Genomic DNA, 22,510 nt, shown 5'->3' with positions numbered 1-22,510 from the left:
GGCGGGCTACAGCGTCAGGATGGCGCCGGGCAGGCCCGCGCCCTTGAGCTTGGACGCGGCGCGCTCGGCCTCGTCGCGGCTGGCAAACGGCCCCAGGCGCACGCGCACGCGGCGACCATCGGCCGTGTCCACGGCCTGGGCATAGGTCTTGAGGCCGAGCTTCTCGACCTTGCTGCGTACGTCCTGCGCGGTCTTGTTCTCACCGTAGGCACCTACCTGCACGATGAAGCGCGCGGCAGACGCAGTTGGCATGCTGGCCGAGGCCTCCTTGCCTTCCAGCAAGGCCTGGGCACGCGCACCGTCGCCGCCATGGGCCTTGGGCTTGTCGGCCGGCTTATCTGCGGGCTTCTCGGCCGGTTTTTCAGCAGGCTTTTCGGCAAGTCTGACCGGCGGCTTCTCAGCGGGCTTTTCGGCCGGCTTGGCTTCCGTAGGCACGACAGCAGGGGCCACGGCGGGCGGGGGCGTGATTTCGGGCGCGGCAGCCGTATCGGCCTGGGTCAGCGGCTCGCGAGTCGGCACGGCCAGCGGCGGCGCGGTGTCCTTGCGGGGGATGTCGATAGGCAAGTCGACGGGAATCGGCCGCGGCTGGGTTTCGAAGATCAGAGGGAAGCCGACCACACCGGCCGCCACCAGCACGGCCGCGCCGATAAGGCGGCGGCGGGCGCGCAAGCGCAGCTGCTGCACGTCGTCGGCCGCCTTGGCGCCGGACTTGGCCGACTTTTTGGGCGGCACCGCGGCGGCGGTGTCATCGCGCTTGAGAAAGGAAAACAGGCCCATCGGCAGCGTCTGGCGTCAGTGGAAGGTGGGGGGCTGGGGTGCGGTAGCACCAGCCGTCACGCGCGGCAGGCCCTGTTGAAGCACCCCGCCCACGGTGTAGAAGGAACCGAAGACGAGGATTCTATCGGCCGTGGTCGCCCCGGCCGCCGCTGCATGCAGGGCGTCCAGCGGGTTGGCATGGGTGTGCGTCGCGACATCGGGCGGCGTCTTCAGCCCGGCAGCGAGAAAGGCCGCTTCGAGCTGCTCGGCCTTGGCGGCGCGGGGAATGGCCAGGTCGGTGAAATGCCAGACGTCCACCAGCGGCGCGATCCTGGCCAGGATGCCCGCCAGGTCCTTGTCCGCCATCGCCCCAAAAACGGCATGGGTGCGCGGGAAAAAGCCCATCTGGTCGAGGTTCTGGGCCAGCGCCGCGACGGCGTGCGGATTGTGGGCGACGTCGAGCACGACGGCCGGCTGGCCGGCCAACACCTGGAAGCGACCGGGCAGCTCGACCAAGGCCAAGCCGGTGCGCACAGCTTGGGCGCTGACGGGCAGCCGGTCGGCCAGCGCCTCGAAGGCGGCCAGCACGCCGGAAGCGTTCAGCAGCTGGTTGACGCCGCGCAGCGCCGGGTAGGCCATACCCGAGAAACGCTTGTTGCGCCCGGCCCATTGCCATTGCGTGCGGTCACCGTTGAAGGTGAAGTCGCGGCCCAGCTGACGCAGATCCGCGCCGATCTCCAGGGCCCGCTCCGCCAGCGAGGCCGGCGGCACCGGATCACTGACGACGACGGGGCGGCCTGTGCGCATGATGCCGGCCTTCTCGCGGCCCACGCTGTCACGGTCGTTGCCGAGGAATTCGGTGTGGTCCAGGTCGATGCTCGTGATGACGGCGCAGTCGGCGTCGATGACGTTGACCGCATCCAGCCGCCCGCCCAGGCCGACTTCGAGGAGTACCAGGTCCAGCGGCTCATGCTGCAGACGCCGCATGATGGCCAGCGTCGTGAACTCAAAATAGGTCAGCGTGATGTTGCCTCGGGCGGCCTCGACGGCCTCGAAGTGCGGCTCCAGCGACTCGGCCGCCACCGGTGCGCCACCCACACGGCAGCGCTCCTGGAAGTGCACGAGATGGGGCTTGATGTAGAGGCCGACGCGGTAGCCGGCGTGCAGCGCGATGGACTCCAGCATCGCGCAGGTCGAGCCCTTGCCGTTGGTGCCGGCCACGACGATGGTCGGGCAGTCGAAGGCAATGCCCAGCCGCTCGCGCACGGTCGCGACGCGGTCCAGCGTCATGTCGATGGACTTGGGGTGCAGGCGCTCGCAGTGAGCGAGCCATTCATCGAGCGTCATGGTCAAGCGTCATGGCGAAACAAAAAACAAAAGCCAGGCACGGGGCCTGGCTTGGGACCCTGCGGGCGGCGTTCAGGCGACGGCGTCCGCGCTCTGGCGTTGCAGCATGGCCAGTTGGCGCGCAATCGTCTCGCGCAGCTGGCGGCGGTCCACGATCATGTCGATGGCACCCTTCTCCATCAGGAACTCGGCGCGCTGGAAGCCGGCAGGCAGCTTCTCACGCACGGTGTTCTCGATGACGCGCGGGCCGGCAAAGCCGATCAGCGCCTTGGGCTCGGCCAGCACGATGTCGCCGACGAAGGCGAAGCTGGCCGACACGCCGCCCATGGTCGGGTCGGTCAGCACGCTGATATAGGGCAACTTGGCCTTGGCCAGTCGCGTCAGCGAGGCGTTGGTCTTGGCCATCTGCATCAGGCTCAGCAGACCCTCCTGCATGCGTGCGCCGCCGGTGGCGGTGAAGCAGATGAAGGGCGTCTTCTGCTCGATGGCGGTCTCGACGCCACGCACGAAGCGCTCGCCGACCACCGAGCCCATGGAGCCGCCCATGAAGTCGAACTCGAAGCAGGCGGTCACGACCGGCACGCTCATGATGGCGCCGCCCATGACGATCAGCGCGTCAGTCTCGCCGGTGTTCTCCAGCGCTTCCTTCAGGCGGTCGGGGTACTTCTTGCTGTCCTTGAACTTCAGCGCGTCGACCGGCAGCACTTCCTGGCCGATCTCGTAGCGGCCTTCACCGTCGAGGAAGGCGTCCAGGCGCGCACGGGCGCCGATGCGATGGTGGTGCGAGCACTTGGGGCAGACGTTGATGTTCTGCTCGAGGTCGGTCTTGTAGAGCACCGTCTCGCAGCTCGGGCACTTGATCCACAGGCCCTCAGGCACCGTGCGCCGGTCGGCGAGGTCGCCCTGCTGGATCTTGGGCGGGAGCAGTTTGTCGATCCAACTCATGTCAGTTCCTCTTGTCGAGTGCGGCACGGATGTCTTGGATGAACGCCGCGCCGGTCAGGGCGACATTATCGGCTGGCTGGCGCTCCAGCAGCTCGACCAGCTTGGAGCCGATGACGACCGCGTCGGAAACGTCGGCAACGGCCCGTGCCGTCGCGCCGTCGCGGATGCCAAAACCAACGCCCACCGGCACGCTGACGTGCTGGCGGATGCGCGGCACAGCCTCGGCCACGGCCGCTGTGTTCAGGTGGCCGGCGCCGGTCACACCCTTGAGCGACACGTAATACACGTAGCCGCTGGCCAGCTTGCCGACCTGGGCCATGCGCGCCTCGGTGGACGTTGGGGCGAGCAGGAAGATCGCATCCATGTCGGCAGCGCGCAGCTTGGCAGCGAACTCCTCGCATTCCTCGGGCGGGTAGTCGACGATCAGCACGCCGTCCACGCCGGCGTCCTTGGCGTCGGCCACGAAGGCGTCCAGGCCGTAGCGTTCGACTGGGTTGGCATAGCCCATCAGCACCAGCGGTGTCTTGTTGTTACGAGCACGAAACTCGCGCACGAAGCCAAGCACCTTGCGCAGGCCGATACCGTTCTTCAAGGCGCGTTCACCGGCGCGCTGGATGACGGGGCCATCGGCCATCGGGTCGGAAAACGGCACGCCCAGCTCGATGACGTCGGCGCCGGCCTCGGCCATGGCCAGCAGCAGATCGACTGTTGCACTCGGGTACGGATCACCCGCGGTGACGAAGGGGATCAGCGCCTTGCGGCCGGCGGCCTTGAGCTGGTCGAAAGTGGTGGCGATGCGGCTCATTGCGCACCTCCCTTGACCATCTCGCCCGCTTGCGAAGGTCGGTCGAAATAGGCAGCACCAGACAGGTCGGCCACGGTGCCGATGTCCTTGTCGCCCCGGCCGCTGAGGTTGACCAGCAGCACCTTGTCCTGCCCAAGCGTCGGGGCGAGCTTGATCGCATGCGCGACGGCGTGGCTGGATTCCAGCGCCGGGATGATGCCTTCGGTGCGGCACAGCCGGTGGAAGGCCGACAGTGCCTCGGCGTCGGTGACGCCGACGTATTCGGCACGGCCGATGTCCTTCAAGTGAGCGTGCTCGGGGCCGACACCGGGGTAGTCCAGGCCGGCCGAGATGGAATGCGTCTCGATGATCTGGCCATCCTCGTCCTGCAGCAGGTAGGTACGGTTGCCGTGCAGCACGCCGGGGCTGCCAGCGGTCAGCGTCGCGGCATGCTTGCCACTGGCGATGCCCTGCCCTTCTGCTTCGACGCCGATGAGCCGGACTGCCTCGTGCGGGATGTAGGGGTGGAAGATGCCGATGGCGTTCGAGCCACCGCCCACGCAGGCGATGACGGCGTCCGGCTGGCGGCCGGCCAGCTCGGGCATCTGCTCCAGGCACTCCAGCCCGATGACGCGCTGGAAGTCGCGCACCATCATCGGATAGGGATGAGGGCCGGCCACGGTGCCGATGATGTAGAAGGTGTTCTCGACGTTGGTGACCCAGTCGCGCATCGCCTCGTTGAGGGCGTCCTTCAGCGTCTTGCTGCCGCTCTCCACCGGCACGACGGTCGCACCGAGCAGCTTCATGCGGTAGACATTGGGAGACTGGCGCTTCACATCCTCGCTGCCCATGTAGACGACGCACTCCAGGCCGTAGCGCGCGCAGATGGTCGCCGTGGCCACGCCGTGCTGGCCGGCGCCGGTCTCGGCGATGACGCGCGGCTTGCCCATGCGCTTGGCCAGCAGGGCCTGGCCGATGACGTTGTTGATCTTGTGTGCGCCGGTGTGGTTGAGGTCCTCGCGCTTCAGGTAGACCTGCGCGCCGCCGAGTTCGCGGCTCAGGCGGTCGGCGTGATAGATCGGGCTCGGGCGGCCGACGAAGTGCTTGAGCTCCTTCTTGTACTCGGCGATGAACTCGGCGTCATTGCGGTAGTGGGCGTAGGCGTCCTTGAGCTGGTCCAGCGCGTGGACGAGGGTCTCGGAGACGAAGCTGCCGCCGAAGGTCGCGGTGCCCGCATGGCGGAAATGCCCGGTCGCGTCGGGCTGGTCGTACTGGAACATGGTCTTCCTCTATCGGGTCAGTTCTGCGTCGGCGCGGCTGTCAGCGAGACGAACAGCGCGACAGAACTCATGGATCAGGTCGGCGCTCTTGATGCCCTTGGGAAACCCCGCGGGCTCGACGCCGGAACTCACATCAACGGCCCAGGGCCGTACCGTCGCGATGCCATCGGCGACGTTTGCTGCATTCAACCCACCAGACAAAACGAGGCGAGAGCTGACGCTTGGAGGAATGAGTGACCAATCGAAGACCTTGCCGCCACCGCCATAACCGTCGACGTGGGCGTCGAGCAGCAGGGCCTGGGCGTTGGGAAATTGAGTGGCGAAGTTTAGCAAATCGACCCCGGGCGCCATGCGGGCAGCGCGCAGGTAGGGCCGTTTGATCCGGTCGCAGTCGGCGGGGGTCTCGTCGCCATGGAACTGGACGAGCATATTGGGCAGCGCGTCCAGCCCGGCCTGCAACTCGGCGCCCGTCGCGTTGACGAACAGGCCGACCGGCGTGACGAAGGGCGGTAACAGCTTGGCCAGCGCCCTAGCCCGCTCGGGCGTCACGGCGCGCGGGCTCTTGGCGTAGAAGACGAAGCCGATAGCGTCGGCGCCGGCTTCGACGGCCGCCTCCACGTCGGCTTCACGAGTCAGGCCACAGATCTTGATTCGAGTCATGGAAGCCAATTCAGAGCCGCGACCTCGCGCGGGATGTCGAGTTCGACATCGTAGGTCGGGCCGAGAAAGTAGAGCCCATCAGGGGCAAAGGTCGGAGCCGCCACTTTGCGGTCCCGCGCGGCGAGCACGTCCGACACCCAATCCGCCGAGCGCGTACCGCTGCCGACGGCGAGGATGCAGCCCATCAGGTTGCGCACCATGTGATGCAGGAAGGCACTGGCCTCGAATTCGAAGCGCCAGTAGGCGCCGCGCCGTTGCACGCGGATCTCGCGCAGCGTCTTCACCGGCGAAGCGGCCTGGCATTCCGAGGAGCGAAAGGACGAGAAGTCATGCTCGCCGATCAGCCGTTCCGCGGCGGCTTCGAGGGCAGCTTGGTCGAGCGGGCGGAACACCCAGCCACACTGCCCGGATTCGATGGCCGGCCGCACGGCCGATTCCAGCAGCAGATAGGCGTACCGCCTGCCACGCGCGGAATTGCGGGCATGAAAGGTGTCGCCCGGAAAGCGGCACCACTGGATGGCGATGTCGGGCGGCAAGTAGCGGTTGCTGCCGCGCACCCAGGAAAACAGCTCGCGCTCGACCTCGGTGTCGAAATGGATGACCTGGTTTATGCCATGCACGCCCGCATCGGTGCGGCCGGCGCAGACCGTACGGATGGGCTGTGCAGCGAACGCGGACAGGCCTTTTTCAAGCGCATCCTGCACGGTGCGGCCGTCCGGCTGGCTCTGCCAGCCGTTGTAGCCGCCACCGCGGTAGCTGACTCCTAGTGCGACTCTCATGGGCTCCAAGTAAAAACGCCCGGCAAGCCGGGCGTTGAAGTATCGCGGCTGAGCCTTAGCGCAGCTCGTTCAGCATGGCCTGCGCCTTGTCACGCAACGGGCCGCTGGCACGCTGGATCAGCTCCTGGAGCACTTCGCGGGCGCCTTCGGTGTCACCGATCTGACGGAATTCGTCGGCCAGCTCGAGCTGACGCAGCAGCGGGTCGCCTTCGTCATCACCCAGCCCTTCGAGAGCCGCCCCCAGCACCTCGGGATTCGTCTCGCCAGGCAGCGTGGGCTCGCCGAAGTCGAAATCCAGGTCGGTGGACGCCGATGCAGGGACCGCAGGCGACGGCGGCAGCCCACCCATGCTGCTGAGATCGAAGTTCAGGTCCGGCGCGGGGGGTGCCGTGCGGGTGCCGCGACTGGAGATGTCGAAGTCCATCGTCATCGGCACCTGCTCAATCGACGCGGGCATGGCCTGGGTGGCCGCCATCGCATTCGGCGAAACCGGCTCGGGCGCATCCAGATCCAGATCAAGCGCCAGGTCGAAGCCGCTGACCGGCCCGGTGTCGGGACCGCCGCGCATCGCATCGGTCGCCATATGAGCCGCAGCCGCCGCAGCAGCGGCCGACGCGCCGCTCGGCAACGCAGTCTGGGGCAGCGTGCTGGCATTCATCGGCTCGGGGCGCAGCTCGGGGCCATCCTCGACATGAGCGGGCGCGCCGCCAGGCTGATAGAGCGGGTTGTCCGGGTCGATGCCGCGCCCCAGCTCCTGGGCCTTGCCCCAGTCCTCGCCCGAACCCTTGGTCTCGGCGTAAAGCTGCACGGCCAGTTGCTCGAAGCCCTTGGTGTCACGGCGCTTGGCGTAGACCTCCAGCAGCTTCAGGCGGATGGCCAGGCGCGTGGGGTTGGCGCGCAGCGCTTCCTTGAGGATTTCCTCGGCCTGCAGGTCGCGGCCATAGGCCAGGTAGACGTCGGCTTCCGCGACCGGATCGACGTCACCAATCGCGTCGAGCTGGCTGAGCGAATAGCTCATCGACGACTGGCCGCTGTTCTGCGCGTCGCGCGTGTCGACGCGCTGGCCACCGGTGCCGCCGAAGAAGGAATCGGGCTGCAGGCGGCTTTCGTGGAAGCCGGTCTCGGCTGCATGGGCCGGGCGGCGCGAGCGCAGGCGGTACAGGCCCAGGCCGCCCAGCACGGCGACGAGGACACCGGCCAGGGGCAGCACGATGGGGCTGTCGAGCAATTGCTCGATGAAGCCCGGTGGCTCGGCAGCGGGCGGCGGTGCCAGCGGTGCACTGGCGCGCGGCGCAGGACGGGACGCGGCCGCACTTGCCGCAGCCGCAACCGGTGCCGACGCAGCAGCGGATGCGGGCTCGGCAGTCGCCACGATCGGCGCGGGCAGCACCGGCGTTGCGGGCGCGGGCGCAGACGCTGTGGTGGGCGCCGGCGCCGCTGGCTTGGCCGCACTGGAGAGCTTCTTCAGCTCCTCGACATTGCGGGTCAGCTCGGCCACGCGGGCGGCGGCGTCCTTCTTCTCGGTGTCCTTGGACAGCTTGGCCTCGGCGGCGCTGGCGGCGGTGCTGCCAGCCTTGCTGAGGGTGAGCTTGTCGGGCGTCGGCGCAGCGGCGGGCTTGCGGTCCTCGACGGCGGCCTGCACCTGTCCTTTGGACTGGCGCTCGCTCCCGCTGTTTTGCAGCGTCGGCGCGGCGGAGGCCAGGCGCTGGCGGTAGGCCGAGAAATCGGCGCTCTGGGCCAGGATGACACGACGCGCTTCGGGCGCCGGCACCGCGGCCAGCGAGTCGCTGGACGGGACCTGCAACACGGCACCCGACTTCAGCAGGTTCATGTTGCCGTCGATGAAGGCGTCGGGATTGTTTCGGAACAGGCCGACCAGCATCTGGTCCAGCGAGATGCCGCTGACCTGGGTGCGCGTGGCAATCTTGGACAGCGAGTCGCCAGGGCGCACGGCGTACTCGGAGGCCGCCGTGGCCGGTGGTCGAACGGGAGCGGGTGCGGCAGCAGGCGGGCGGGCCGCGGCCACCGGCGCTGGCGCCGATGCGGAACCGTTGCGCGGCAAGGCTGAAGTCACAGCCGGCGCCGGTGCGGGAACAGCCTCGCTCGACGCAGCGGTGGCCGGCGCAGGCGCGGCGGCCACGGCCGGCGGTGCCGTAATGATCGGCGCGGGCTTGGGCAGGCTTGGCGGGTCGAACAGCAGCGTGTATTCGCGCACCAGGCGGCCACTGGACCAGCTCAATTCGAGGATGACGTCGACAAACGGCTCCTGGACCGAGCGATCACTGCTGACGCGCAGCAGGGTGCGGCCGTTGCTGCGCACGATCTGAACCTGGGTCGACGTCAGCACCGGGTTGTATTCCACGCCAGTGGCGCGGTAGGACTCGGGGGGCGCGACGCGCACCTTCAGCGTCGACGCCTCCTCGGGTGTCAGGCTGGTGACGTCGATCTCGGCGCGCATGGTCTCGCCCAGGGCCGACTGCACATTCAGCTTGCCCAGGCCAAGCGCTTGCGCACCACCGCCGGCTACGAGCAGCGCAGCAGCAAGCGCCAGATGATGGCGAGCAAATCCCATGGGTCGAACTCCCTCGAATGCGTCGCGGATGTAATCTTTCAAGGCATTCCCCAAAGCAACAAGGCGGGGCACAAAGCCCCGCCTGTCTCGATCTTCAGAACGCGCGGCACGAGCCTGGTCTGCACGCTGGTTTGCACGCTGGGCTGCACGTTATAGCCTGTGTCGAGTCTGGAATAAAAAACACAACGGCATCAAGCATATACGCTGAAATGCTCAAGGGGTACCTGATGTGTCGCTTCGTTCCAATATCGACGCCCGGGTGAACCCTAGGTCAAACCGTAAAAGACCGTAAGCAAATCATGCCTTGCGCCACGCGGGGCGCAAGGCATGTTCGGTCTATCAACGCTCGAGCAGGATGCGCAGCATGCGGCGCAGCGGCTCGGCGGCGCCCCACAGCAGCTGGTCACCGATGGTGAAGGCACCCAGGTACTCGGGGCCCATGGCCAGCTTGCGCAGGCGGCCGACGGGGATGGTCATCGTGCCAGTGACGGCCACGGGCGTCAGGTCGCGGATGGTGGCTTCGCGCGTGTTCGGCACGACCTTCACCCAGGCGTTATCGGCGGCGATCATGGCCTCGATGTCGGCCAGGGGCACGTCCTTCTTCAGCTTGAAGGTCAGGGCCTGGCTGTGGCAGCGCATTGCGCCGACGCGGACGCAGAAGCCGTCGACGGGAATGGCGCCCGAGCCGAGGATCTTGTTGGTCTCGGCCATGCCCTTCCACTCTTCCTTGGACATGCCGTTGCCGAGGTCCTTGTCGATCCAGGGGATCAAGGAGCCGCCCAGCGGCACGCCAAAGTTGGCCACCTCGTCGGGCGACAGCGTGCGCTGCTTCTCGGCCAGTAGGCGGTCGATGTCGAGGATGGCGCTCTTGGGGTCGTCCAGCAGCGGCTTGACCGAAGCGTTCAGCGTGCCGTACTGGGTCAGCAGTTCGCGCATGTGCTGGGCACCGCCGCCGGAAGCGGCCTGGTAGGTCTGGGTGGACATCCACTCAACGAGGCCAGCCTTGTACAGCGCGCCCACGCCCATCAGCATGCAGCTGACGGTGCAGTTGCCGCCGATCCAGTTCTTGCCGCCGTTGCTCAGCGCCTGGTCGATGACCGGGCGGTTGACGGGGTCCAGGATGATGACGGCGTCATCGGCCATGCGCAGGGTCGAGGCGGCGTCGATCCAGTGGCCGGCCCAACCTGCGGCACGCAGCTTGGGGTAGACCTCGGTCGTGTAGTCGCCGCCCTGGGCGGTGATGATGATGTCGCAGCGCTTGAGCTGTTCGATGTCGAAGGCGTTCTGCAGCGACTTCTCGTTCTTGGCCTGGGCCGGGGCAGCGCCGCCGGCGTTGGACGTCGAGAAGAACAGCGGCTCGATCAGGTCGAAATCGCGTTCAGTGGTCATGCGCTCCATGAGCACCGAGCCCACCATGCCGCGCCAGCCTACGAGGCCTACCAAGGTCGTCATCATCATTCCTTTGCTTCACCAAACCCCATCCACTTTGGGCCCCGGCTCGTTCGCCGGGTTTGGTGGGGCGAGACGAGACGGAGCTTTAGCTCTTGATGGTTTTCGTGGTCGTAATGGCTTTGACGACTGCGTCGCCCATCTCGATGGTCGTGACCTTCGAGGTGCCTTCGGACCAGATGTCGGCAGTGCGCAAGCCCTGGGCCAGCACCGATTGCACGGCCTGCTCGATACGAGCGGCAGCGTCGGCTTGGTTGAGGGAGAACTTGAGCATCATGGCAGCGGACAGGATTGTAGCCAGAGGATTGGCGATGCCCTTGCCTGCGATGTCCGGCGCGCTGCCGTGGCTGGGTTCGTAGAGGCCCTTGTTGTTGGCGTCCAACGAGGCCGACGGCAGCATGCCGATGGACCCGGTCAGCATCGCGGCTTCATCGGACAGGATGTCGCCGAACATGTTGCCGGTCACGACGACGTCGAACTTCTTCGGCGCCTTGACGAGCTGCATGGCTGCGTTGTCCACGTACATATGGTCCAGCTCGACGTCGGGGTACTGGGCGTGGACTTCGATGACGATGTCCTTCCAGAACTGCGAGGTCTCCAGCACATTGGCCTTGTCGACGCTGGTCAGGCGCTTGCCGCGCTTGCGGGCGGCCTGGAAGGCAACGTGGGCGATGCGCTCGATCTCGGGGCGCGAATAGCGCATCGTGTCGAAGGCTTCGTCGGCGCCGGGGAAGTGGCCGTCCACGGCCGTGCGGCGGCCGCGCGGCTGGCCGAAGTAGATGTCGCCGGTCAGTTCGCGAATCAGCAGGATGTCGAGGCCCGCCACCAGCTCAGGCTTCAGCGACGAGGCGTGCGTGAGCTGCTCGTAGCAGATGGCCGGTCGAAAGTTTGCAAACAGGCCGAGAGCCTTGCGCAGGCCGAGGATGGCCTGCTCGGGGCGCAGCGAGCGCTCCAGCTTGTCGTATTTCCAGTCGCCCACGGCGCCGAACAGTACGGCGTCGGCTTCCTGGGCCAGCTTCAGCGTGGCCGGGGGCAGCGGATGGCCGCTGGTCTCATAGGCCTTGCCGCCAACGTCGGCCCAGTCGAGCTGCAAAGGCAGGTCCAGCGCCTTCAGCACCTTGACGGCCTCGGCCATGATTTCTGGGCCGATACCGTCGCCCGGCAGTACTGCAATCTTCTTCATCTCAAATCACTCGGTTGTTCAGCCAGGGCTTGCTGGCGATGCGGGCGGATTCAAACGCACGGATCTTGTCGGTGTGCTGCAGCGTCAGGCCGATCTCATCCAGGCCGCCGATCAGGCACTCCTTGCGGAAGGGCTCGATGTCGAAGGGCAGCTCGGCGCCGTCGGGCTTCACCACCACTTGGCGCGGCAGGTCGACGACCAACTGGTAGCCGGGAAAGGCATAGACCTCGTCGAACAGGCGCGCAATGGCGCTTTCCGGCAGGACGATGGGCAGCAGGCCATTCTTGAAGCAGTTGTTGAAGAAGATGTCCGCAAAGCTCGGCGCCAGGATGGCGCGGAAGCCGTACTGCTGCAACGCCCAGGGCGCGTGCTCGCGGCTGGAACCACAGCCGAAATTGCTGCGCGCGATCAGCACGCTGGCGCCCTGGTAGCGCGGCTGGTTCAGCACGAAGTCGGGGTTGGGCTTGCGGCTGGCTGGGTCTTGCCCGGGCTCGCCGTGATCCAGGTAGCGCCACTCGTCGAACAGGTTGGGGCCGAAGCCGCTGCGCTTGATCGACTTCAGGAACTGCTTGGGGATGATGGCGTCGGTGTCGACGTTGTCGCGGTCCATGGGCGCGACGAGGCCCTTGTGGATGGTGAACTTGTCCATAGTCAGCTCAGCGTGCGGACGTCAACGAAATGGCCGGTCATCGCGGCCGCAGCAGCCATGGCAGGGCTGACGAGGTGGGTACGGCCACCGGCACCCTGGCGGCCTTCGAAGTTGCGATTGCTCGTGGACGCGCAGCGCTCACCCGGCTCCAACCGGTCGGCGTTCATCGCCAGGCACATCGAACAACCCGGCTCGCGCCATTCAAAGCCGGCGGCCTTGAAGACCTGGTCCAGGCCTTCGGCTTCGGCTTGCGCCTTGACGAGGCCGGAGCCCGGCACGACCAGGGCCAGCTTGATGTTCTTGGCGAGGCGCCCACCCACGCGGCGCACCACGGCGGCGGCCTCGCGCATGTCCTCGATGCGGCTGTTGGTGCAGGAGCCGATGAAGACCTTGTCGACATGGATGTCGCTGATGGCCTTGTTGGGTTCCAGCGCCATGTAGGTCAGCGCGCGCTCGATGGCGCCGCGCTTGACGGCGTCCTTTTCCTTGTCGGGGTCGGGCACGCGGTCGTCGATGGCCAGCACCATCTCGGGCGAGGTGCCCCAGCTGACTTGCGGGCGGATCTGCGCGGCGTCGAGCTCGACGACCTTGTCGAAATGGGCGCCGGGATCCGAATGCAGCGTGCGCCAGTAGGCGACGGCCTGGTCCCACTCCACGCCCTGCGGGGAGAAGGGGCGGCCTTTCACGTAGGCAATGGTCGTTTCGTCCACGCCGATGAGCCCGGCGCGCGCACCGGCCTCGATGGCCATGTTGCAGACGGTCATGCGACCTTCCATCGAGAGTAAGCGGATAGCCGCGCCCGCAAACTCGATGGTGTAGCCATTGCCGCCAGCCGTGCCGATCCTGCCGATGATGGCCAGCACGATGTCCTTCGCGCCGACGCCCTTGGGGCATTGGCCTTCGACCTTGACGAGCAGGTTCTTGGCCTTCTTGGCCGACAGCGTCTGCGTGGCCAGCACATGCTCGACCTCGCTGGTGCCGATGCCATGCGCCAGCGCGCCGAAGGCGCCGTGCGTGGAGGTGTGGCTGTCGCCGCAGACGACGGTCATGCCCGGCAGCGTCGCGCCCTGCTCGGGGCCGATGACGTGCACGATGCCCTGGCGCTTGTCGTTCATCTTGAACTGCGTGATGCCGACGCGGTCGCAGTTGGCGTCCAGCGTGTCGACCTGCAGTCGCGAGATCGGGTCCGCGATGCCCTGGCTGCGGTCTGTCGTCGGCACGTTGTGGTCGCTGACAGCGAGGTTCGCGCTCAGACGCCAGACCTTGCGGCCGGCCAGGTCCAGGCCTTCGAAGGCCTGCGGGCTGGTCACCTCATGGACGAGGTGGCGGTCGATGTAGAGCAGTGCCGTGCCATCCGGCTCGGAGTGCACGACATGCTCATCCCAGAGCTTGTCGTAGAGGGTTCTTGAAGTCATTGCTTCTCTCGAGGAATCAGGGTGTCCACGAAGCGTTGCACCACGGTGGGCAGACGCTGCTGGCGCAGCACACCCAATACATATTCGCGCTCGGCCCACGGCTCTTCAAGCCGCAGGCAGCGCACGCCGAAGACGCGCGTGAAGCGCTCGGCCGGTTGCTCGGGCAGCACGGCCACGCCCAGGCCAGCCTCGACGAGCTGGGCGATGGCATCAAAGCCACGCACCTGCCAGCGCGCGTTCAGCGTCTTGCCACGCGCGGCAGCCTGTTCACGCATCAACTCCTGGGCGCTGGCACCGGCATGCAGGCCGATGAGGTCATAAGCCAGCAGGTCGTCGAAGGTGACTTCCTCGCGCTGGGCCAGCGGGTGCTTCAAGGGCACGAGCGCCGCGAGGCGACCATGCGCAAACGTCCACGTCTGCAGCCGGTTGTCCAGCAGAGGCGGCGAGAACACACCGATGTCGGCACGCCCTTCCGCCACCGCGGCCTGGGCCTCGGCGCTGGTCAGGTCTTCCAGGCTGATGCGGATCTGGCTGTGCGCCTGCGAGAAACCCACCAGATGCGGCGGCAGCGCCTCGGTGATGGCACTGCTGTTGGCGGCGATGCGCAGATGGCCCTTGATGCCCCGCGAGAACTCCATGACCTCGGTCTCGAGGGCGTAGAGCGACGCGTGCAGCGAACGGATATGGCGCACCAAGGCGCGGCCGGCCTCGGTAGGTTCGACCCCCCTCGCGCGCCGCTCAAAGAGCTGCACGCCAAGGCGGCTTTCCAGGTCAGACAGGCGCTTGCTGGCGGCTGCCAGCGCCAGGTGTTCCTGGGCGGCGCCGCGCGTGATCGAGCGGGTCTGCTCGATGGCGAGCACGAGATTGAGAGTGGTGAGGTCGTGGCGCATGTTGATCGTCCAACTCCAGCATAGCCTTCGTGAAGATAGAGATTCTGCGCCAGAAAACGACTGGCGTTTCGTGGTTTGCGAAGATCAATGCGGCGCGCTGGCCTGCTTCAACATCCCACGCAGCGCGTTGCGGCTGTGCGCACCGAAATGGCCCAGCAGCTCAGCGATGGCCCGGTGCAAGGCATCGCGTTGACCCTGCAGGTCGCGCGCCAGCTCGGGGCCGAACCGGGCTTCGTTGGCAGCAAAGTCCAAATTGGGGTCAGTGACGAATTTCGCCGGCGCGCCGACCACGACGGCTGCATCCGTCGCCGGCCCGGCCTTGAACGCCTCGGCCGCGACGACGTCGCGTACATAGTCGAAACCCCAGGCCGGATAGCGGCCGTCGCGGGTGGCGTCGCGCAGCGCGAGCTCCAGCGGGCCATCGCGACGCTGCTGCGCGTTGTCGATGATCCAGCGCGTCTGGAACTGCTCCAGCACGAAATGACGGTTGCTCTGCAGCACGACCAATCCCTGGCGATCCGCTGGCGCGCCCAGCTGGGCCTTGAGGTTGACCCACATCATGTGGCCCAGCGTCGCGCCCGGCGCTGCGCTGGAGTGATAAGGCTGCGTCAGGTCCTCGACATGGTGCAGGGCCATGCCCGCAAAGCGCCAACCCCAATAGGCATGGCCGCTCTGCCAGGCCAACGCGGCCAATGCGCTGTACTGCTGCACGCGCAACTCGGTGAAGGTGCGCGCAAAGCTGGGCGCCAGCGTGTTGAAGACGGCGCCCTGGTGGAAGAAGCCCATGTGAAAAGGAGCCTGCGAGCCGATGGCAACGGCCGCGTTCCCGAAAGGCTGCTTGCCGAAACCGTAAGCCGGGTCGGCCGGGCTGCCCGGGTTGTCGTCAAAGAGATTGAGGTCGTGGCCGTAGTCGGGCTCGTCGCAGGCCGAGGCCAGCACGGCCAGCGGCGCGACGGTCTCGCCGGGCTGCAGTGTGACGAAGCGCTGGGTCGCGCCCTTGCCCGGGGTGGCGGCACTGACCACGCCGACATCCAGTGCAGGGCGGCTGGCGTCGGGGTTGCGCGGGTCGATCTGCAGATAGAGGGCCAGCCTGGCCTGGGGCGACAGGCGCAGCGCGCGCAGGAAGGCGGCGCGTCGCTCGGCGTCGCTGCGTTTGGCATCGGCCACAAAGCGCAACGCGTCGGGCCGGGGGGCATGCCCCTTCAGGCGCTCGCGCAGCAAAGCCTCCTGAGCGTCGAGCCGAGCGGCGATGGCCACTTCCTGGTCGCGAAGGAAGTCGACGAGAGGTTCGGCCTTCACGACCGCAACGTTCGCAACCTCGGGCATGCGCTCGAAGGCGCGGTAGCACATGGGGGTGTGGTTGCCCCAGGCCTGCGCGAGGGTCGGCAACAGCAGGGCGAACAGGACGTGGAGGGGGCGCATCGGCGGCAGCGGCATGAGAAGCCGCGCATTCTGGCCCGTGCTGAGCAAAGCCTTGCGACCGAACTCGCGAAACGGCTTGTGGCCCCCTCGCCTTCCGGTGTGCCACGGGCCGGTGAGCCCAGCGCGGCACGCGCAAGTTTTGCTGCTTGCAGATTACGGGCGGGTACGGTTTCGCAGAAGCGGCGATTCGGGAAGCACGGCTTCGCCAACGCCAAAGACGTCAGCGCCGCGAGCGGCTTCATGAAAGCCCCATGTGCCACGCAGGTGCCGGCTTCTACGATGCGGCACCCCTGCGGAGATCGCCATGATTCTGGTTCAGCGCATCCAAGACATCCTGCTCAAGCCCAAGGACACCTGGCCGCAGATCGCCCAGGAGACCGCCACGGTGCAGTCCCTGTACAAGGAATGGCTGCTCATCCTGGCGGCGATACCGGCGGTGGCGGGCTTCATCGGCATGTCGGTGATCGGAATGGGTGGCTTCGGCATCAGCTTCCGCGTGCCTTTCGTGAGCGGCCTGGTGCATATGGTGGTGGGCTATGTGCTGTCGCTGGGCATGGTCTACCTGCTTTCGCTGCTGGTGAACGCGCTGGCGCCCACCTTCGGCGGCACGCCCGACCCCCTGGCCGCGCTCAAGCTGGTGGCGTATGGCTGCACGGCTGGCTTCGTGGGCGGGGTGTTCCAGCTCCTGCCCTCGCTGAGCGTGCTGGGCCTGCTGTGCGGGCTCTATTCGATCTACCTCATCTACCTCGGGCTGCCAGTGCTGATGCGCAACCCGCCGGAGAAGTCCGCCGGCTACACCGCCGTGGTCGTGGTGGCGGGCATCGTGGCCGGGTTGGTGGTGGGCGCGGTGAGCAGCGCAGTACTCGGCATGGGCAGCTGGGGCGGCGGGCATCAGGGTAGCGGCTCGGTGACGCTCAAGGGCCCGGGCGGCGACGTCACCCTCGACACCAGCAAGATGGACGCGGCCGCCAAGCGCATGGAGGCGCTGGGCAAACGCATGGAGGAGGCTCAGGCCAAGGGAGACAGCGCTGCAGCGGGCAAGGCGCTGAGCGAGATGATGGGCGCTGTGACGGGTGCGACCGGGGGGGCCAAGCCGATGCCGGCCGCGGACCTCAAGGCGCTGCTGCCTGAGACTCTCGGCGACTTCAAGCGCACCAGTGTCGAGGCCCAGAGCGGCGGTGCGATCGGCATCAACTCGTCATCCGCCCGGGCCCGCTATGGCAATGGCGACAAGTCCATCAGCCTGGACATCACCGACATGGGCAGCCTCGCCGGCATGGCCAACCTCGCCGGCTGGGCCAACATGACGCTCGACAAGGAGGCCGATGGCCGCATCGAGCGCGTGTTCAAGCAGGGCGACCGCACGGTGCGCGAGGACTATCGCAAGGATGGCTCGCACGCCGAGATGTCGGTGCTGCTGCCCAACGGCGTCATCGTCGAGGCCAAGGGCGAGCAGGTCGGCATCGACCAGCTGCGCGGCGTCATCAGCGGCGTCGACCTCAACAAGCTCGCCACCACAGCGCGCCAGCCCGGCTGAGCGCAGCCGCCTTTCAACCCAGTGCTGCAATCACCTCGGGCGGTGCTTGCACCAGCTCGATCAGCACGCCCTCTCCGCCGATGGGGAACTCATCGTTGCTCTTCGGGTGGATGAAGCAGATGTCGTAACCGGCCGCGCCCTTGCGGATGCCGCCGGGCGCAAAGCGAACGCCCTGCGCCGTCATGGCAGCCACGGCCGCTGGCAGGTCGTCCACCCACAGGCCGATGTGGTTCAACGGCGTGGCATGCACGGCCGGTTTCTTCTCCGGGTCCAGCGGCTGCATCAGGTCCACCTCGACGGCATGCACGCCCTGCCCCAGCGTGCAGATGTCCTCATCGACGTTCTCGCGCTCGCTCTTGAAATTGCCGGTCACCGGCACGCCCAGCAGGTCCACCCACAGGCGGCGCAGCTTGTCCTTGTCCAGGCCGCCGATGGCGATCTGCTGCAGGCCGAGGACTTGGAAGGGACGGGGCGTGGCTTGGGTCATGGCGTGACTCGCGTCAGGTTGTGGGGGGCTGGAGGCGCTGCTGCAGCCTGTCCAGAAGGGCCAAGGCGATGGGCAATCCTTGCCAGCCGGCATCGCCGGGCATACAGCGCTGCAGCGCCTCATCGGAGTGGGTCAGCGGTGCCGCCATGAAAGCGTAGCGGCGGCTCAGCGTCTCGTCGCCCACCAGTTCCAGGAAGCGCAGGTGCAGGTAGAGGGCGAACAGCGGTTTGGTGTGGTGGCTGCCGATGCTGGTGCCACCGACATGCCAGACCGGCGCCTCGCTGGCCATGGGCACGAAGCGCGGCGTCCAGCCCTCTGCCTGGGCCACGATCAGCAGCACGTGCAGGGTGTCGAAGAAGCCCTGGTAGGGCTTCAGGTAGCTGCGCGGCCCGAGATGCAGTTGTGCAAAAGGCTCGGCCACCGAGGCCGGTGCGCGACGGTACAAGCGCGCGTCGACCTGCCAGCGCTCCATCAGCTCGCGCAGCACCGGGGCGTTGAGGAAGAGCAGATGCGTCAGCGGATAGGCCAGGCCGGTCTCCTCGCTGCGGGCCTCGAAGCAGCTGACCATGCTGTCCCGCCCCGTGGGCAGCAAGCGCGGCAGCAGGCCGCCGTCAAAGACGTAGGCGTCATGGTCGAGGATGCCAAAGCTGGCGCCCTCGGTGCGCAGCAGCAGGCTGACGACCGCGCCATGCGGTGCGCTGGACGCCGGCAGCGTCGGCAGCACATGCAGGGGCAGCGTCGGGAAGCGCCGCGCCAGCCATTGCCGTTCCCAGCGCCGGGCGCCGTTCGCCAGCAGCACCAGCTGTGCGCTGTCCACGAGCAGGCTCAGGCAGGGCTGCAGGAAATGCAGCGTCTGCGGCATCACGATGACGTAAAGCCGCGGCCGGCCGTCTTGCGGCAGCCGCTGCTGGAACTCGGCGCAGCGCCGCGCGCCGGCAGTGCCGCTCAGCAGCGCCGCATTGCAGGGCTGGGCAAGTGCGCGCCAGGCGCGCAGCAGCACGGCCGCCGGCAACTGCCACAGCAGCGCCTGGGCCTTGCCGAAGCCGCGCTGGCGCAGCGGCGCCAGCGCGGCCCGCAGCACACGCAGATGGGCGAACAGGCCGAAGCGCATCAGCAGCCGGCCAGCTTGAGCCGCCCCCAGAGCCAGCCGGTCTTGTAGCCGGCCAGCACCGCGATGGACTGCTGGTGGACATAGGGCAGTCGCCCGCCCCAACCGAAGAAGCGGTCGCGCAACCAGGGCGCGACAACGGCGTGGGACTGGAACATCGGCGTCAGGCCCTTGCTGGCCTGACCGTAGAAGCGCAGGTGGGCGCGGCGGCGGCGGCCGTAGCGCTCGAACACGCCGGGCCAGTCGCCACCGACCTCGCTCGCCAGCTCGTGCGCATCGATCAGCGCCATGTTGGCGCCCTGCCCTAGCTGCGGGCTCATGCCATGGGCGCAGTCACCAATGGCCAGCACGCGGCCGTCATGCCAGCGCGCCATGTGGACATCGGCGTAGCGGGCTTCACGCAACTGCCCGGCATCGCGCAGGCCGGCCAGCAGCGGCAAGACGTCGGGAAAGAGCTCGGCCATCTGCTGCTTGATGCGATCTAGCCCAACGCGCTCGCGCCAACCTTCAAGTTCGGCGACGGGCAGACTCCAGAACAGGTTGATGCCTCGTGCGCCATCGGCGTGATCGGCCCTGCCGACCGGCATCAGGCCGATCATCTGCGACGCCGACCGGAAGCGCTGGCGCAGCTCGATCTGAGGGAAACCAGGCGGCGCCGGCAGCACGGTCCAGACGGCGCCCCAGGGGAAGGCGCGCGCATGCTGGCTGACCTTCATGCCTTCGCGCAGCCTGGAGAAGCTGCCGTTGGCGAGGATCAGCGCGGCATGGCGAGCCTTGGCTCCGCCGGACAAACGCAAGGTGACGCCGGCCTCGTCCTGCTCGAAGCCTTCAACCAGCGCGCCGCAATGCCAGCGGACGCCGAGCTCGCGCACGCGCTTCCACAGCATGCCCATCAACGCGCCGCGCTGGATGCCCAGGCCATAGGCCTCAGGATGGAAGCGCCGGTAGCTCATGTCCAGCACCGCGCGGCCCGAGGGCGTGTCGCCGAACAAGCGGTCTACCCGCGTACCCAGCGCCAGCGCCTCGTCCAGCAGCCCCATGGCCGTGAGCACGCGCTGGCCGGTGGGCTGAAGCAGCAGGCCCGCACCGATGGGTTTGGGCTCGGGCACGGCCTCGTACAGATCAACAGCGACGCCGCGCTCGGCCAGACGAATCGCTGCGGCCGCGCCGGCGACACCGGCGCCGACGATGGCGACGGATTCAGGCAAAGCGCAGGATGGGCTGGTCTACCGACAGGCTCTCGCCCGGCTTGGCCAACACCTCGGCGACGGTCACGTCCTGCGCGGCGGTCAGGATGTTCTCCATCTTCATCGCCTCGATGACCGCCAGCCGCTCACCGGCCTGAACCGTCTGGCCGACCTGCGCAGCCAGGTGCACGAGCAGCCCGGGCATGGGCGACAGCAGCAGTTTGGAGGTGTCCGGCGGTGCCTTGTAGGGCATCAACGTCTGCAATTCGGCCGCACGCGGGCTCAGCACGGTCAGCTCGATCAACAGGCCGCCATGGTGGATGCGATAGGCCAGCGGGTTCTTCGCCGTGCCGCGCTCAGCCTGGGCGGTAAAGGCCAGGCCATTGACGGTGCCGGTGATGCGCACGTCGTTCAGGCGGGAGCTGGAAACGATGCGGTAGTCCTTGCCGCCCACCTGCACGCGTGCCTCGCCCAGCGCGCCCGCGTATTCGCTGATGTGCAGCGCATGGCGCTCGCTGTGGCCAGCGCCGAGATTGACGACGGCAACGTAGTCGTGCTCGATCTGCACCTCGTGGCCGCGCAACTGGCCGCTGATGCCTGCCTCGCGCTCACGTGCCTTGCGGCGGATGAAGCCGGCCAGCGCGACAAGGAAGAGCGGGTCGTCATGCGGCACATCCTCGGCCTTGAAGCCGCCGGCGTAGTGCTGGGCGATGAAGCCGGTGTTGAAGTCGCCGCTCGCAAAGTCCGGGTGGGCCAGCAGCGCCGCCTGGAAGGGGATGTTGCTGGACACGCCGCGGATGACGAAGCCGTTCAGCGCCTCGCGCATCTTGGCGATGGCTTCGGCCCGGTCGCGGCCATGCACGATGAGCTTGGCGATCATCGAGTCGTAGAACATCGGGATCTCGCCGCCCTCGTAGACGCCGGTGTCCACGCGCACGCCAAAGCGCTGCGGCTCGGCCTGCTTCATCGTCGTCTCGGGCGGCTGGTAGCGCACCAGGCGGCCGGTGCTGGGCAAGAAGTTGCGGAAGGGGTCTTCCGCATTGATGCGGCATTCGATGGCCCAACCTTCGCGCTTGATCTGCTCCTGCGTGAATGACAGCGGTTCGCCGGCGGCGACGCGAATCATCTGCTCGACAAGGTCCAGCCCGGTGATGCACTCGGTGACCGGGTGCTCCACCTGCAGCCGCGTGTTCATCTCCAGGAAGTAGAAGCCCTGGTCCTTGCCGACGACGAACTCCACCGTGCCGGCGCTCTGGTAGTTCACCGCCTTTGCCAGTTGCACCGCCTGCTCTCCCATCGCGCGGCGCGTGGCCTCGCTGATAAAGGGCGACGGCGCCTCCTCGATGACCTTCTGGTGGCGGCGCTGGATGGAGCATTCGCGCTCCCACAGGTAGACGACGCTGCCCTGTGAATCGCCCAGCACCTGGATCTCGATGTGGCGCGGTTCCTCGACGAACTTCTCGATGAAGACGCGGTCGTCGCCAAAGCTGTTGCGCGCCTCGTTGCGGCAGGACGTGAAGCCCTCGAAGGCTTCCTTGTCGTTGAAGGCTACGCGCAGGCCCTTGCCACCGCCGCCGGCGCTGGCCTTGATCATGACGGGATAGCCAATCCTGGCCGCAATGCCGACGGCCTCCTCGGCCGACAGGATGGGCTCGTTGTGGCCGGGGATGGTGTTGACACCGGCCGCGGTCGCCAGTTTCTTGGACGCGATCTTGTCGCCCATTGCGGCGATGGAGCCGTGCTTGGGGCCGATGAAGACCAGGCCCTCTTCCTCGACGCGACGCGCGAACGCCTCGTTCTCGCTGAGGAAGCCATAGCCGGGGTGGATGGCCTGGGCACCGGTCTGCTTGGCAGCGGCAATGATCTTGTCGGCGACGAGATAGCTCTCGCGCGACGGCGCCGGGCCAAGCAGCACGGCTTCATCGGCCAGCTCGACGTGGCGGGCGTCCTTGTCGGCTTCGGAATAGACGGCGACAGTAGCGATGCCCATCTTCCTTGCCGTGGCGATGACCCGGCAGGCGATCTCACCCCGGTTGGCAATCAGGATCTTGGTAAACATG

Annotated in this window: 19 protein-coding genes; 1 reads left to right on the top strand and 18 read right to left on the bottom strand. The window is 67.4% G+C overall.

Going from position 1 to position 22,510, the window contains the following annotated elements:
• Positions 1-6 precede the first annotated feature (6 nt).
• The 14 genes from ASC91_RS11565 to ASC91_RS11500 all read right to left on the bottom strand — a co-directional run bounded on the left by ASC91_RS11565 (position 7) and on the right by ASC91_RS11500 (position 16,131).
• Positions 7-777 (bottom strand): SPOR domain-containing protein, encoded by a 771-nt coding sequence (locus ASC91_RS11565; protein WP_056196665.1) that lies wholly within the window; start codon positions 775-777, stop codon positions 7-9.
• Positions 778-792: 15 nt separating this feature from the next.
• Complete coding sequence (gene folC / locus ASC91_RS11560; protein ID WP_056196661.1) at positions 793-2,103, bottom strand: bifunctional tetrahydrofolate synthase/dihydrofolate synthase; 1,311 nt, start codon at positions 2,101-2,103, stop codon at positions 793-795.
• Positions 2,104-2,175: 72 nt separating this feature from the next.
• Positions 2,176-3,048 carry an acetyl-CoA carboxylase, carboxyltransferase subunit beta gene (accD, locus tag ASC91_RS11555; protein WP_056196658.1) on the bottom strand — a complete coding sequence of 291 codons (873 nt, stop codon included), beginning with the start codon at positions 3,046-3,048 and terminating at the stop codon, positions 2,176-2,178.
• Between the two features lies 1 nt (position 3,049).
• Complete coding sequence (trpA, locus tag ASC91_RS11550) at positions 3,050-3,853, bottom strand: tryptophan synthase subunit alpha (protein ID WP_056196656.1); 804 nt, start codon at positions 3,851-3,853, stop codon at positions 3,050-3,052.
• Positions 3,850-5,112, bottom strand: coding sequence for a tryptophan synthase subunit beta (gene trpB, locus ASC91_RS11545; RefSeq protein WP_056196653.1), 1,263 nt, complete (start codon positions 5,110-5,112; stop codon positions 3,850-3,852). Before trpB ends, trpA begins: the two co-directional genes overlap by 4 nt.
• A gap of 9 nt (positions 5,113-5,121) precedes the next feature.
• The gene (locus ASC91_RS11540) at positions 5,122-5,772 is read right to left on the bottom strand and encodes a phosphoribosylanthranilate isomerase (protein ID WP_056196650.1); all 651 of its coding nucleotides are present in this window, start codon (positions 5,770-5,772) and stop codon (positions 5,122-5,124) included.
• Positions 5,769-6,551, bottom strand: coding sequence for a tRNA pseudouridine(38-40) synthase TruA (gene truA / locus ASC91_RS11535; protein ID WP_056196647.1), 783 nt, complete (start codon positions 6,549-6,551; stop codon positions 5,769-5,771). The genes ASC91_RS11540 and truA overlap by 4 nt, the downstream gene beginning before the upstream one ends.
• 55 nt (positions 6,552-6,606) lie before the next feature.
• Positions 6,607-9,123, bottom strand: a complete 2,517-nt coding sequence (locus ASC91_RS11530; RefSeq protein ID WP_082532612.1) for a FimV/HubP family polar landmark protein — start codon at positions 9,121-9,123, stop codon at positions 6,607-6,609.
• A 339-nt stretch (positions 9,124-9,462) separates the two neighbouring features.
• Positions 9,463-10,575: an aspartate-semialdehyde dehydrogenase gene (asd, locus tag ASC91_RS11525; protein WP_056197236.1), complete on the bottom strand. Its 1,113-nt coding sequence runs from the start codon at positions 10,573-10,575 to the stop codon at positions 9,463-9,465.
• A gap of 85 nt (positions 10,576-10,660) precedes the next feature.
• A complete protein-coding gene (gene leuB, locus ASC91_RS11520; RefSeq protein WP_056196644.1) occupies positions 10,661-11,755 on the bottom strand; it encodes a 3-isopropylmalate dehydrogenase in 1,095 nt (364 codons plus the stop codon).
• Between the two features lies 1 nt (position 11,756).
• Positions 11,757-12,404, bottom strand: coding sequence for a 3-isopropylmalate dehydratase small subunit (leuD, locus tag ASC91_RS11515; RefSeq protein WP_056196641.1), 648 nt, complete (start codon positions 12,402-12,404; stop codon positions 11,757-11,759).
• Between the two features lie 2 nt (positions 12,405-12,406).
• Positions 12,407-13,819 carry a 3-isopropylmalate dehydratase large subunit gene (gene leuC, locus ASC91_RS11510; RefSeq protein ID WP_056196639.1) on the bottom strand — a complete coding sequence of 471 codons (1,413 nt, stop codon included), beginning with the start codon at positions 13,817-13,819 and terminating at the stop codon, positions 12,407-12,409.
• Positions 13,816-14,709, bottom strand: coding sequence for a LysR family transcriptional regulator (locus tag ASC91_RS11505; protein WP_056196636.1), 894 nt, complete (start codon positions 14,707-14,709; stop codon positions 13,816-13,818). The genes leuC and ASC91_RS11505 overlap by 4 nt, the downstream gene beginning before the upstream one ends.
• An 84-nt stretch (positions 14,710-14,793) precedes the next feature.
• Positions 14,794-16,131, bottom strand: a complete 1,338-nt coding sequence (locus ASC91_RS11500) for a phospholipase (protein WP_157281473.1) — start codon at positions 16,129-16,131, stop codon at positions 14,794-14,796.
• 304 nt (positions 16,132-16,435) lie between these two features.
• On the opposite strand from ASC91_RS11500, the gene ASC91_RS11495 reads away from it, so the two are divergent.
• Positions 16,436-17,668, top strand: a complete 1,233-nt coding sequence (locus ASC91_RS11495; protein ID WP_056196631.1) for a Yip1 family protein — start codon at positions 16,436-16,438, stop codon at positions 17,666-17,668.
• Between the two features lie 13 nt (positions 17,669-17,681).
• Here the strand turns inward: ASC91_RS11495 and ASC91_RS11490 are convergent, their stop codons facing one another.
• Genes ASC91_RS11490 through ASC91_RS11475 form a run of 4 tightly spaced genes read right to left on the bottom strand, consistent with a single transcriptional unit; the run spans position 17,682 to position 22,509 of the window.
• A complete protein-coding gene (locus ASC91_RS11490; RefSeq protein ID WP_056196628.1) occupies positions 17,682-18,155 on the bottom strand; it encodes a VOC family protein in 474 nt (157 codons plus the stop codon).
• 13 nt (positions 18,156-18,168) lie between these two features.
• Positions 18,169-19,266, bottom strand: coding sequence for a hypothetical protein (locus ASC91_RS11485; protein WP_056196624.1), 1,098 nt, complete (start codon positions 19,264-19,266; stop codon positions 18,169-18,171).
• Positions 19,266-20,471 (bottom strand): NAD(P)/FAD-dependent oxidoreductase, encoded by a 1,206-nt coding sequence (locus ASC91_RS11480; RefSeq protein ID WP_056196622.1) that lies wholly within the window; start codon positions 20,469-20,471, stop codon positions 19,266-19,268. The genes ASC91_RS11485 and ASC91_RS11480 overlap by 1 nt, the downstream gene beginning before the upstream one ends.
• Entirely contained in the window at positions 20,464-22,509 is a 2,046-nt protein-coding gene (locus ASC91_RS11475) for an acetyl/propionyl/methylcrotonyl-CoA carboxylase subunit alpha (RefSeq protein WP_056196619.1), read from the bottom strand. The genes ASC91_RS11480 and ASC91_RS11475 overlap by 8 nt, the downstream gene beginning before the upstream one ends.
• Between the last annotated feature and the right edge of the window lies 1 nt (position 22,510).

Origin of the sequence: Pelomonas sp. Root1237 (assembly GCF_001425055.1) — a bacterium.
Lineage (GTDB): Bacteria > Pseudomonadota > Gammaproteobacteria > Burkholderiales > Burkholderiaceae_C > Pelomonas.
The sequence above is the reverse complement of the archived record's forward strand: the minus strand, read 5'-3'. Positions and strand labels throughout refer to the sequence as shown.